Consider the following 12,413-nt stretch of genomic DNA (forward strand, 5'->3'; position numbering starts at 1 on the left):
ACCGGCCACTCCCATATAGGGTGGTCGGTTCCTTTTTTATTGAATATTCTAAACAAGCTTAATGCCTGTTTGGTGGTGCCAGCAACTGCTTTATCTCTTCTGTATACCCTGGAAGTACATCTGCCAACCCTTCTTTAGTGGCGGCATACGTAACCTCCACCTCTTTCTCTCCGAGGCGGTAAGACAGCAGCCCCTGGTCTGCCTCTGTCAGGTAATACAATTTGAGCGGCGTGGCGTCGGTAGACACAGCATAGCTCCTGAAAGTAAAGTTGTTGGTGATGCGCTTCTGCGTGGGGGTGCGGTTGTCGAGGTAGCGCTGCGTTACCACCGTATCCAAATGGATGGTGCTTTCAATCTGGTAAATGCTTTTTATCTTACCTTCAGGCATTTGCCATACATCCATTTGATGGTTCCCAAAAATTTGGCGGCTATGGGTGGCTTCAGACAGGTCCAGGCTGGCCACAAGCTGAAAGAGTTGCAGGTCTTGGGACACTGTTTGCACAGTCGGGGTTTGCGTGCTGTTGTCGCTGATAAAGTAGCGGCTGTCCTTGGTAAGCTGTGCGATATCTTTTTCCAGGTCCTGTTGCAGAAGCAGGGCTGGTGCAAAGGCAAGCAGGTAGGAGAAGAGCAACGGAAACAGGAGTGATGTAGCGGTTAACATAGCCATAGTATTTGCTTCCTACTACTCAAATGTTATGCCTATTGTTATTTTACATATCAAAGCAAGTCTGGCTGCAAGCACTGTATCATTGCCTGTTTAGGGCAAAGCAGAAGCCAAGCACTTAAAGTCACACCACCTGCTACATCATAATTATCCGTTTCCTTTCTTCTTCCCGTAAGTAAATTTATGGAACAAAATAAGGACGGACTCAGCATATTAACGATTGACATTGGTGGCTCCCGCATCAAAGGAACAGTCCTTGACCAGGCGGGGCAACTACAAACAAGCTATATCAAAACAGAGACCCCTTCACCGGCCTCACCAGAAAATGTGCTGGCTGCGATTGAAAGACTGGTACAGAACTTTACTTATTATGATCGGGTATCGGTAGGGTTTCCAGGATATGTGAAAGATGGCATCGTGATGACTGCGCCCAATTTAGGCACTGAGCTCTGGAGACTTTGTAACCTGCGCCAGAGGCTGATGGATGTGCTGGATAAACCAGTCAGGGTGGTCAACGATGCTGACCTGCAGGGGCTGGGAGTAGTACGTGGAAAGGGACTGGAGATGGTGATTACCCTCGGCACAGGTTTTGGGAGCGCTTTGCTGCATAACGGTTACCTGCTGCCCCACCTTGAGCTGGCGCATCATCCTTTAACTAAAAGTAAAGGCTACGACCAATATATAGGTGAAAAGGCACTGAAAAAGGCAGGGATAGAAGAATGGAACAGGAGGATGCAGCATGTGCTGCAGATTTTGCAAACTGTTTTCAACTACGACTACTTATATATTAGCGGAGGGAATGCCGATGAGCTGAGGTTTAAGCTTGATGAGAACATCACCATTTTAAGGAACATAGATGGTATAAAAGGAGGTGCAATGCTTTGGCAGGACGAATTTATTCTGGCGGATAGGTAGGCAGCGATAAACAAATACCGCTGCTGTTGCGGCTCCCATTCTCACTGCCGGTTCATGTCAAAAGCCTGGCCGGCAAGGGTGCATTCTCTCCCTTGCAAGTCCAGCATCACTTACAAGCGTGAATTATCAATTACATTCCAGTTGATGTTGCCGTTGCTCACGGTGTATTTCAGCAGCATATACCCGCCGGTGTGGCCGTCTTCATAGTAGGCCAGGGCATAGCGGTCGTTCAGGATACGGCTGTCGCGGATGGCCATAGTGCCCCCCAGAGTGCCCTCTGCCGGAATGAGCCGGCTTTGCTTGCGGTTCAGGTCATTCATCAGGTCTGTTTCCGGGTTTTGCAGTCCTTTCTGCTGCAGCCGCCTTATATCCGACTCACTTAATGTGCCTAGTTCATCCACGAAAGCAGCACCACCCGGAGGCACCAGTTCCATGGTGTCTGGTGGCAGCATTATATCTTCAAGAGAATCAACCGCCTGGTTCCGCTGCGCCAGTTCTGCGTCAATCTCTTCTACTTTGTTGTCAGCAATGGCGAGGCGGTTTTCTGCTTCGTTTTTCTGCATGTAAAAGTAGAATGCCAGAAACAGAAAGATGGCTGCCAATATCCACGGTAATATGGTTCTCATGTCGCTTCTATTTGAAAAGGTGAAGATAGGAAAATGATTCCTTCATTCTCGAGAATTGCAAAACAAAAGCCTGCCTCTTGCAGAGGCAGGCTTTTGTTTTGTAAAAGGAAAACTTCTGTCTTCCTGGCTTATGTCATTCAGGTTATATCGTCTGGTTCACGTCAAAGTTCTCCAGGTAATCGGCCACACGGCGTACGAACATGCCACCCAGGGAGCCATCTACCACGCGGTGGTCATAGGAGTGCGACAGGAACATGAAGTGACGGATGCCAATCAAATCACCCTGTGGTGTCTCGATCACGGCTGGCTTTTTAGTGATAGCACCTACAGCCATAATAGCTACTTGCGGCTGCATGATGATAGGAGTGCCCATCACGTTACCGAAAGAGCCTACGTTAGATACCGTATAAGTACCGCCAGACAGGTCGTCCGGAGTTAGTTTGTTGTTGCGGCCACGGTTTGCCAGGTCATTCACCTTTTTGGTCAGGCCGTTCAGGTTCAGCTGGTCTGCATTCTTGATGTTTGGCACGATCAGGTTGCCGCTTGGCAAGGCCACCGCCATACCAATGTTGATGTCTTTGTGGCGGATTATTTTGTTGCCGTCCACAGACACGTTGATCATTGGGAAGTCTTTGATTGCCTTTGCAATAGCGTCAATAAAAATAGGGGTGAATGTCAGGTTCTCACCCTCTCGTTTCTTGTAGTCATTTTTCCACTTGTTACGCCAGTTCACGAGGTTCGTAACATCGGCCTCCACAAAAGAGGTAACGTGCGGAGAAGTATGCTTGCTTTCCACCATACGGTCGGCAATCATCTTGCGCATGCGGTCCATCTCTATTATCTCCACGTTTCCGCTATAAGAGGCAGCAGGCTTTACGGAGGCAGCTGTCTGTGGCTGAGCGGCGGCCGGTGCCGGTGCAGGGGCCTGCGTCTGTGCCTGAGGTTGCGCTTGCGGGGCAGGAGCATTGGCAGCTTGTCCGGAGGCTTGCTGTGGCGCATCAGAGCGGCTCTCTACGTAAGCCATAATATCTTTTTTAGATACACGCCCTTCTTTGCCAGTGCCTGGTATGTATTCCAGTTCCTGCATAGAAATACCTTCTTCGCGGGCAATGTTCAGTACCAGCGGAGAATAGAAACGGCCGGAAGCAGGCTGGTCGAGCTTGGCTACAGCACCCTCTGCTTGCGCTGAAGCGGCAACGGCCTGCTGCGGAGCAGCCTCCCCGGCAGAGGCAGTAGCTGGTGTTTCAGTGGCAGCAGGAGCGGCAGAAGCACCAGTGTCTTCTCCGTTGGTAGAGATGATGGCGATAGGAGCTCCTACGGCTACCACATCACCTTCCTGTACCAGAATCTCCTTCAGTACGCCAGCCTCCAGGGCGGGTACCTCTGTGTCCACTTTATCTGTAGCTACTTCCAGCACCGATTCATCCTGCTCAATGGTGTCTCCCACGCTTTTAAGCCATTTCAGAACGGTGCCTTCCATGATACTCTCGCCCATTTTGGGCATAACCATTTCTACAAGTGCCATATGTGTTTTATTCGTTGTCTTTAGTGTGTAATTCAGTAATAAGCATAAAAGACAGTAACAAAGATGCTTATGTCAGAAAAAGTGAGTCTTCACTTATTCCGGCACGGTCTTTTGCTCAAAACCTGCACAAAGTTAGGAAATTTAGCCTATTCCTCAACGGCAGTAGTTAAACTTTGGCGTACCAGGTTCAGTACGGCTGTGGCGGTATACTCTATGTTGAGGAGCCTGTCTTTGTTATAGTTTAACAGCCGTGTTTCCGTTTTATCTTTGTCGGCATAGGCAATCCAGATAGTGCCCACCGGCTTTTCCGCTGTGCCGCCATCGGGACCTGCAATGCCACTGGTTGCCACGCCAATGTCGGTGCCAAACTTCTGGCGCACGTTCTCGGCCATCTCCCTTACTGTGGCTTCACTTACGGCGCCGTGCTGCTGAAGGGTTTCCGGCTTCACATTCAGTTCCCTTGTTTTTACCTCGTTATGGTAGGCAATAATACTACCCTGGTAATAGGCTGAACTGCCGCTGATGCTGGTGATTTTGTGTGCCAGGTAACCGCCGGTGCAACTCTCGGCGGTAGCAATGGTGAGGCCCCGTTCTTTTAAGAGTTGTCCGATGGCTTCCTCTAACTTAACTTCACCAAACGCAAAAATGTTGTTCGGGATAATGCTAGGCAGCTTTTCCACTTCTTCCTGCAGCTCCTGTTCGAGTTTAGCGGCATCTGTGCCTGTGCCTGTCAGGCGCAGGCGTACCCCTCCCAGGTTCGGAAGGTAAGCCAGCTTAAGGTGTACCGGCAGGTTTGTTTCCCATTCCTCCAGGCGTTCTGCCAGTATAGATTCGGGTATGCCCACCGTCTGTACCACTTTATGTATGATTTCGGGAGTTTTAAAATAAGCCTTGATCTGTGGCAGCACGATGTCCGTCATCATACGCTTCATCTCAAACGGCACCCCCGGCATCGACACAAATACCTTACCCTCCTGCTCAAACCACATGCCTGGCGCGGTGCCCAGCACGTTCCGGACGGGGGTGCACACCTCCGGCAGAAGCGCCTGCTGCCGGTTCAGTTCTGTCACGGCAATGCCCCTTTTCCTGAAGATGGCTGTTATATCTTCAAGCGACGGTTCATGCAGTTTTAAAGTAGAGTTAAAATAATCTGCTAATACATGCTTCGTCAGGTCGTCTTTGGTAGGGCCGAGGCCACCGGTTATCAGGATAATGTCTGCTCTTGTGCGGGCATCGTTCAGGGACTGAACGATGTGATCGGCGCTGTCGGAGATGGAGGTGATCTGCTTTACCCGTACCCCGATTTTGGTGAGTTCGGTACCCAGCCAGGCAGAATTGGTGTCTACTATCTGGCCATACAGAATTTCGTCTCCGATGGTGATGATTTCAGCGATTACCTCTTTCATATATATTTTTGGTCTGATTTATGCGTAGGTTTGGAAAACCGATTTAAGTTAAAGATGTTCTGTTGATATGAAAAAACTACTCTACACTTCTTTTATCGCCCTCACCCTGGGCGCCTCTGCCTGTACCGTGGCAGATGTACAACGTACCATGGATGGCGTATTGGCTGGCACTGCCGGTGCCCCGGTTACGCAATCTGAAGTTGCCTCAGGCCTGAAGCAGGCTTTGGAGGTTGGTATCAAGAAAGGATCTAACCAGGCTTCCCAGGAAGACGGCTACTATAGAAATCCGCTCATCCGTATCCCGTTTCCGGAGGATGTGCAGCGCGTAGAAAATACATTGCGCCAGGTGGGGCTGGGCAGCGAAGTCGATAAGTTTATACTTACGCTAAACCGTGGTGCCGAAGATGCAGCTAAAAGCGCAGTGCCTATTTTCGTAAGTGCCATCAGGCAGTTGACCATAGCAGATGCCTGGGCTATTCTGAAGGGCGACAGAGATGCCGCTACCCAATACCTGAAGCGCACTACCTCGCAGCAACTCTACGATGCCTTTAACCCAGTTATGGTGGCTTCATTGGAAAAGACAAATGCCACCAGGTACTACGCCGACATTGTGAACCAGTATAACAGGATTCCGCTGACGCAAAAAGTTAACCCCGACCTGGATGATTACGCTACCAAAAAGGCTATTGACGGGTTATTTGTAATGATTGCGCAGGAAGAGGCAGAAATACGTGAAAACCCACTTGCACGCACCACCGAGCTGTTACGCCGTGTGTTCGCGAAAGAAAATCAGTCGTAGGCCAGGAATATAATAACAGCAAAGGCACCCGCTTTACTCAGAAGTAGAGCGGGTGCCTTTTTTTGTGGAACATAAACCCCTCAATAAAAGTACAATACACCAAATCCCGAAGCTGGCTTAACGCTCACAAAGCGGATACTATTATGGAAAACAAACTTTTTGATTATACCAGGCTCACCAAGGAGAAGGACTTAGATGTATTGCTGGAGGAGATAGGGGACGCACGGATCGTGATGCTGGGGGAGGCCTCCCATGGCACATCAGAATACTATACGTGGCGCACCGCTATATCACGACGGTTGATACAGGAAAAAGGCTTCAACTTTATAGCAGTGGAAGGTGATTGGCCGGAGTGCTATGCCGTTAACCGCCTCATAAAGGATTATAAGAATGCTGGCAGCAAAATTGCCGACGTGTTGCAGGTGTACAGGCGCTGGCCAACCTGGATGTGGGCCAACTGGGAGGTGGCAGCCCTGATAGAGTGGCTGCGCGACCATAACCATTTGAAAAGCGGGAAAGAGAAAGCCGGTTTCTATGGCCTGGACGTGTACAGCCTCTGGGAGTCGCTGGACCAGATTGTGAACTACCTGGAAAGCACCGACGGGCAGGCTGCCGAGGCAGCCCGCACCGCTATCAGCTGTTTTGAGCCCTTCAACCGCGATCCGCAGGAGTACGCGCGGGCCACTGCTTTTGTACCCACCGATTGTGAGAAGGAAGTCATTGAGATGCTGCAGCGGGTACAGTCGCAGCGAATGTATTCTGAAGATCCGGAAAGCGAGTTTAACACAAAGCAGAATGCACTGGTAGCTGTGAATGCAGAGAAATATTACCGGGCAATGATGCGGGGAGGGGGCAACTCCTGGAACGTGCGCGACAGCCACATGATGGAAACCCTGGAACGCTTACTCGATTTTCATGGCCCTGACTCCAGGGCGATTGTCTGGGAGCATAACACGCACATAGGAGATGCCAGCTATACAGACATGGCAGACGACGGCATGTTCAACATTGGCCAGCTGGCCCGTGAGCGTTATGGCCGCGATCAGGTGAGGCTGGTGGGGTTCGGAACCTACCAGGGTACCGTAATTGCAGGCAAGGCATGGGGATCACCTATGCAGAAGATGGACGTGCCGCCAGCCGTGGAGGGTAGTTGGGAAGACATGCTGCACCGTATGAGCACCGACGACAAAATCATTCTCTCCAAAGATTTAAAAAATATACCGGAGCTTCAGAAACGCATCGGCCACAGGGCCATAGGCGTAGTATATGATCCAAAATATGAGATGTTTGGGAACTACGTGCCTACCGTTATACCGGAGCGCTATGATGCTTTTATATATTTTGAGGAAACAGAGGCTGTGCACCCGCTTCGAATGAAATCCCGCGGGGCAAAAGAGCCTGACCTTTACCCATGGAACTACTAAGCGTGGCGAAGTTGCAATAGGATGGAGATTATCCCCGCATCACCAGAAAAGTAACATAGCTGACGTAAACCAGCAGAAAGAAGACACCGTTCCAGCGGTCGATGGCGTTTCTCTTGCCGATAGGCATGGACAGTATAAGCAGCGTGCTGGCAAAAATCATCATCACAATATCTGAATTGCTGACCACGTCAAAAGGAAGCGGGTTAATGAGGGCGCTGACTCCTAATATCCAGGCAAGGTTAAATATGTTGGAGCCTACCACGTTGCCCACTGCAATGTCGATGTTGCGGCGGTAGGCGGCCATGGCCGAGGTAACAAGCTCCGGCAGTGAAGTGCCGATGGCTACCACCGTGAGCCCGATAAAAGACTCGCTCAGCCCAAACGACTGCGCAATGTACACTGCGCCGTCTACTACCCATTTTCCTCCCAGAAACAAACCCACTACCCCCAGCAGTATCAGCAGCACCGACTTGCCTACCGACATCAGCGGAGCATCGCTCTCCGCGTGCGGTATTATCTCATCTTTGTTTGTCTTCGCGATGTTGTAGATGTATGCCATAAACAGCCCGAAAAAGAACAGCAGAATCCCGCCATCCAGGCGGCTGATGTATAAATCCTCCCGATTGTCAAGTAGGGTGGCATTGGCCAGGAAACCTACCAGCAGCGTAGCAATAAGAGAAAAAGGAATCTCGGTAAGAATGGTTGTCCGTTTGATGGGCAAGGGACAGATAATGGCTGTCACACCCAGTATCAACAGCAGGTTGGCCACATTACTTCCAAACACGTTTCCGATTGCCAGTTCCGACTGCCCCTGCAAGCTCGACAGAACATTGATGATAAGTTCCGGAAGTGAGGTGCCGAAAGACACAATCGTTAGTCCTACCACCATATCAGATAGGCCGTAGCGCTTGGCTATGGAGGAGGAACCAGCCACCAGCACATCAGCACCTTTTATGAGTAAGAAGAAACCAATTACAAATAAGATGTATAGGAGCATGTTGGTGTCGTCGTGTTTTTGTTTTTAAGCTTACCGTAAGTATTCAGGCAAAGGTTAAAAAAAGATGGCTGCCCATAGCCTCTGAAGCTTTGAGCAGCCATTTCTTCTGTTGTACTGTTTTTACTGCATGTTGTGGTAAACCGCCTGTATGTCGTCGTCCTCTTCGAGGCGCTCAATCAGGTTCATTACTTCTTCTTCCTGTTCCTCGGTCAGTTCAGTTCTGGTGGTCGGGATGCGCTGCACGTCGGCACTGATTACCTCCAGCCCTTTTTCCTCCAGTCCTTTCTGCATGTTGCCGAATTCCGTGAAAGGTGTTTCGATAATAATTTCCCCTTCGTGCTCGTATATCTCTTCAGCGCCAAAATCAATTAACTCCAGCTCCAGTTCCTCTAAATTAACACCTTCAGCATTGATTTTAAAGATGCCTTTGCGGTCGAACATAAAGTCCAAGGAACCGGTTTTGCCTAACGAGCCGCCTCCTTTGGAAAAATGCATGCGTACATTGGCAACAGTGCGGTTTAGGTTGTCGGTGGCACACTCCACTACCACTGCAATGCCGTGGGGGGCGTAGCCTTCGTATACTACTTCTTCGTAGTCTTTTTCTTCTTTAGAAGATGCTCTTTTAATGGCTGCTTCAATACGGTCTTTCGGCATGTTCACGCCTTTGGCGTTATTGATGGCCGTGCGCAGGCGTGAGTTAGTTTCAGGGTTAGGACCGCTTTCTTTCACTGCCATTACTATCTCTTTGCCGAGGCGCGTAAAGGCCTTCGACATTTTATCCCAGCGTTTAAACTTTCGGGCTTTTCGGAATTCAAATGCTCTTCCCATGGTATGAGTTAAGTGTATACTACAAAGTTAGGCAGCTTACGCGTAAATTGATAGTGCGAATGGGAAATTCGTTGTTCGTGTCAATTCGCAAGTAAGAATCGTTGTCCTAATTGTCTAAAACAGCTGTTTCCCCAAGCTGCTTGCCGAAGCCGGAAGGTAAGGAACAAGGCTAGCTAAGCAATATGCTGAGTCACTGAGGTGCTAGCAGTGGGACACCCAGCAACATTTAAAAGAATGGGTAAGGAAATTATCTCCTCGGAGTAACATGGTAGTCTGAAATGAGCAGGTAGTTTTTGCAGAAGCTGTACTCGTGCTGGATGTTTGACCCTACTATAATCAGTCGCTCCTCCTGGTTTTGCGCTACATGCTCCTGGTACCAGGCCACACCTTCCTGATCCAGGTTGGTGGTGGGTTCGTCCAGCAGCAGGAGCGGGGTGTCGGAGTAGATGGCCAGGCCCAGCTTCAGGCGCTGCTTCATGCCGGATGAGAAATCCTTCACGAACTTATTCTTAGCCCGCTGCAGCTTCATGCGGTCAATTAGCTGCAGGTGGGTGAGTTGGTGGCGCAGGGGCTTAAAGCGGGTGTGGAACTGGATTATCTCCAGCAACGTGAACTCTTCTACCAGCTCTAAGTAAGGGGCTGTGAGCGACAGCTGCCGGTAAGCCTGGTCTGGGGAGACCGTTTTGTTTCCTGCTTTGTAGGTGATTTCTCCCTCGCTGTGCAGGTTGTACCCGGCAACGGTTGTAAGAAGAGTGGATTTCCCGGATCCGTTACGCCCTAGTATGGCATAAGAGCTTCCTGCCTCAAAAGTATAGGTCAGGTTCCGGAAAATCCACTCGTAATTGTATCGTTTACCTAAATTGCTTAGGTTAATTTGCATCTTTGGCAAAATAGCTCTTGATGATACCGCGGCCGGAGTTGCGCACAAAGTTCAGTATCTCATCGCGCTCTGTGCTCGGTGCCAGTTCCAGTTCAATCTTATCCAGCGCCTCGGTATAGTTCATGCCGCTCATAAACAGGAGCCTGTATACATGCTGTATGTCATTGATCTGCTCGCTGCTGAAGCCCCTGCGGCGCAGGCCAATGGAGTTGATGCCGGCATACGTAAGCGGCTCGCGTGCTGCTTTCACATACGGCGGAACATCTTTCCGTACCAGGGATCCGCCTGAAATCATGGCGTGTGCTCCAATCTTCACGAACTGGTGAGCTGCACTGGAGCCACCAATGATAGCGTAATCGCCCATCTCTACGTGTCCGCCTAACTGCACGGCATTCACCAGAATGCAGTTGTTGCCTATAATACAGTCGTGGGCAATATGGGCGTAAGACATGACGAGGCAATTGCTGCCCACTACGGTCCTCATTTTATCAATAGTACCACGGCTAACGGTCACACATTCCCGGATTACCGTATTGTCTCCGATAACAGCAGTAGTTTCTTCACCGGCAAACTTCAGGTCCTGGGGAACAGAGGAAATGACCGCACCCGGAAATATCTTGCAGTTCTTGCCAATGCGGGCACCTTCCATAATCGTTACGTTAGGGCCTATCCAGGTCCCTTCGCCAATTTCAACATTTTTGTAGATGGTTGAAAAGGGCTCGACTACTACGTTCTGCGCAATTTTGGCCTCTGGGTGTATGTATGCTAATGGCTGGTTCATGCGTCTTTTTTTACTATGCTTGCCGACATTTCAGCTTCCATTACCAGCTGCCCGGCTACGAAAGCCTGACCAGACATTTTGGCAATGCCGCGCTTTATAGGCGCCAGCAGTTCACATTTGAAGATGATTGTATCGCCCGGGATAACTTTGCGCTTAAAGCGGCATCTGTCTACTCCCAGGAAATAAGTCCAGTATTCCTCCGGGTTATCTACCGTGCTCAATACCAGGATACCGCCTGTCTGGGCCATCGCCTCTATCTGGATTACACCTGGCAGTACCGGGTTGCCAGGGAAATGCCCCTGAAAGAATGGCTCATTCAGCGTGACGTTTTTCACACCGGTCACAGTGGTTTCGTCTAAATGTATGATTTTGTCAATCAGCAGGAAGGGGTACCGGTGTGGCAGGGTTGCCGCAATCTGGTTGATGTCCATGACCGGTTTCTTCTTCGGATCATAAGTGGGCACATTTTTGATGGCCGCCTCACGAATCATTTTCTTTACTTTTTTGGCAAAGGCCACATTGGCGGCATGCCCAGGGCGCGCTGCCAATATCTGGCCTTTGATCGGCCGGCCTATCAGGGCCAGGTCACCCATCAGGTCGAGTAGCTTATGGCGGGCAGGCTCGTTTTTGAAGCGCAGGTCTGTGTTGTTCAGCACCCCTTCCTCTTTTACCTGTACCTTCGGCTTTTTGAGTAACTCTGACAGATAGGAAAGTTCTTCATCCTTCACTACGCGATCCACAATCACGATAGCATTGTCTAAATCGCCTCCTTTGATTAGGTTTTGCTTGTACAGCGCCTCCAGTTCATGCAGGAAAACGAATGTGCGGCATGGTGCAATCTCGTTTTCAAACTGGGAGATGTTGGTGATAGAAGCGTGCTGGCTGCCTAAAACAGGCGAGTTATAGTCTACCATTGCTGTCAGGCGGTAATCATCCAGAGGTAGCGCTACTATCTCTACACCACGGCTGTCGTCTTTGTAGGTGATGCCTGACGGTATCTCGAAGTAGTTCCGAAGCGCATTCTGCTCCTGAACCCCCACACTTTGCAGGGCCTTTACAAACTCTATAGAGGAGCCATCCATAATCGGGGGCTCCGGTCCATCCAACTCTATCAGCACGTTGTCAATCTGGAGGCCGACAAGTGCCGCCAGCGTATGCTCCACGGTGTTCACGCGTGCCCCGTTCTGCTCAATGGTAGTGCCCCTTGACAGGTCCACTACATTGTCGGCATCGGCGTCCACAATCGGTTGGTCAGGCAGGTCAATGCGCTGGAACTTGTAACCATGATTTATAGGAGCCGGTTTAAAGGTCATGTTAGAAACTACGCCTGTATGCAGCCCAATGCCAGATACAGTTACCGGCGCGTTAATAGTATGCTGTTTATCGTTCATTCACGTATCTTAGTCGTGTTAGGTGCTTACTGTCAGAGCAAGAGCGGTAACCCTTTGCTGCTACTGGTAGTAAGCAAAGCGGGACCTTCTACATCCGTTGCCGTTGCAAACTTAAGATATTATATAAGCTATTACCACTTTTTATTATGAAAGTAGCACGGGCTTGTGTTGGTCCGG

At 50.1% G+C, this 12,413-nt stretch carries 12 protein-coding genes; 3 read left to right on the forward strand and 9 right to left on the reverse strand.

Annotation, left to right across the window (positions count from 1 at the left end; translation table 11 throughout):
- Positions 1 to 58 precede the first annotated feature (58 nt).
- Complete coding sequence (locus ACYVB1_RS12495; protein WP_460924001.1) at positions 59 to 667, reverse strand: hypothetical protein; 609 nt, start codon at positions 665 to 667, stop codon at positions 59 to 61.
- Positions 668 to 847: 180 nt separating this feature from the next.
- Here ACYVB1_RS12495 and ACYVB1_RS12500 point away from each other — a divergent pair, with 180 nt between their 5' ends.
- Positions 848 to 1,579, forward strand: a complete 732-nt coding sequence (locus ACYVB1_RS12500) for an ROK family protein (protein ID WP_460924002.1) — start codon at positions 848 to 850, stop codon at positions 1,577 to 1,579.
- Between the two features lie 110 nt (positions 1,580 to 1,689).
- Here the strand turns inward: ACYVB1_RS12500 and ACYVB1_RS12505 are convergent, their stop codons facing one another.
- From ACYVB1_RS12505 to ACYVB1_RS12515, 3 genes are all read right to left on the reverse strand, one after another.
- A complete protein-coding gene (locus ACYVB1_RS12505) occupies positions 1,690 to 2,205 on the reverse strand; it encodes a hypothetical protein (RefSeq protein WP_460924003.1) in 516 nt (171 codons plus the stop codon).
- A 142-nt stretch (positions 2,206 to 2,347) separates the two neighbouring features.
- Complete coding sequence (locus ACYVB1_RS12510; protein WP_460924004.1) at positions 2,348 to 3,730, reverse strand: dihydrolipoamide acetyltransferase family protein; 1,383 nt, start codon at positions 3,728 to 3,730, stop codon at positions 2,348 to 2,350.
- Between the two features lie 146 nt (positions 3,731 to 3,876).
- The gene (locus tag ACYVB1_RS12515) at positions 3,877 to 5,136 is read right to left on the reverse strand and encodes a competence/damage-inducible protein A (protein WP_460924005.1); all 1,260 of its coding nucleotides are present in this window, start codon (positions 5,134 to 5,136) and stop codon (positions 3,877 to 3,879) included.
- Positions 5,137 to 5,203: 67 nt separating this feature from the next.
- On the opposite strand from ACYVB1_RS12515, the gene ACYVB1_RS12520 reads away from it, so the two are divergent.
- Both ACYVB1_RS12520 and ACYVB1_RS12525 read left to right on the forward strand, forming a co-directional pair.
- Positions 5,204 to 5,935, forward strand: coding sequence for a DUF4197 domain-containing protein (locus tag ACYVB1_RS12520; RefSeq protein WP_460924006.1), 732 nt, complete (start codon positions 5,204 to 5,206; stop codon positions 5,933 to 5,935).
- Between the two features lie 143 nt (positions 5,936 to 6,078).
- The gene (locus ACYVB1_RS12525) at positions 6,079 to 7,359 is read left to right on the forward strand and encodes an erythromycin esterase family protein (protein WP_460924007.1); all 1,281 of its coding nucleotides are present in this window, start codon (positions 6,079 to 6,081) and stop codon (positions 7,357 to 7,359) included.
- Between the two features lie 28 nt (positions 7,360 to 7,387).
- Here ACYVB1_RS12525 and ACYVB1_RS12530 read toward each other — a convergent pair whose 3' ends face one another.
- From ACYVB1_RS12530 to ACYVB1_RS12550, 5 genes are all read right to left on the reverse strand, one after another.
- On the reverse strand, positions 7,388 to 8,356 hold the full coding sequence (locus ACYVB1_RS12530; protein WP_460924009.1) for a calcium/sodium antiporter: 969 nt from the start codon (positions 8,354 to 8,356) through the stop codon (positions 7,388 to 7,390).
- A gap of 120 nt (positions 8,357 to 8,476) precedes the next feature.
- Positions 8,477 to 9,184: a YebC/PmpR family DNA-binding transcriptional regulator gene (locus ACYVB1_RS12535; protein WP_460924010.1), complete on the reverse strand. Its 708-nt coding sequence runs from the start codon at positions 9,182 to 9,184 to the stop codon at positions 8,477 to 8,479.
- A 247-nt stretch (positions 9,185 to 9,431) separates the two neighbouring features.
- A complete protein-coding gene (locus ACYVB1_RS12540) occupies positions 9,432 to 10,064 on the reverse strand; it encodes an ABC transporter ATP-binding protein (protein WP_460924012.1) in 633 nt (210 codons plus the stop codon).
- Positions 10,054 to 10,845 carry an acyl-ACP--UDP-N-acetylglucosamine O-acyltransferase gene (gene lpxA, locus ACYVB1_RS12545; protein ID WP_460924014.1) on the reverse strand — a complete coding sequence of 264 codons (792 nt, stop codon included), beginning with the start codon at positions 10,843 to 10,845 and terminating at the stop codon, positions 10,054 to 10,056. Before lpxA ends, ACYVB1_RS12540 begins: the two co-directional genes overlap by 11 nt.
- Complete coding sequence (locus ACYVB1_RS12550; RefSeq protein ID WP_460924015.1) at positions 10,842 to 12,236, reverse strand: bifunctional UDP-3-O-[3-hydroxymyristoyl] N-acetylglucosamine deacetylase/3-hydroxyacyl-ACP dehydratase; 1,395 nt, start codon at positions 12,234 to 12,236, stop codon at positions 10,842 to 10,844. Before ACYVB1_RS12550 ends, lpxA begins: the two co-directional genes overlap by 4 nt.
- Positions 12,237 to 12,413: the final 177 nt, after the last annotated feature.

The sequence above is a fragment of the Pontibacter brevis genome (assembly GCF_054779655.1).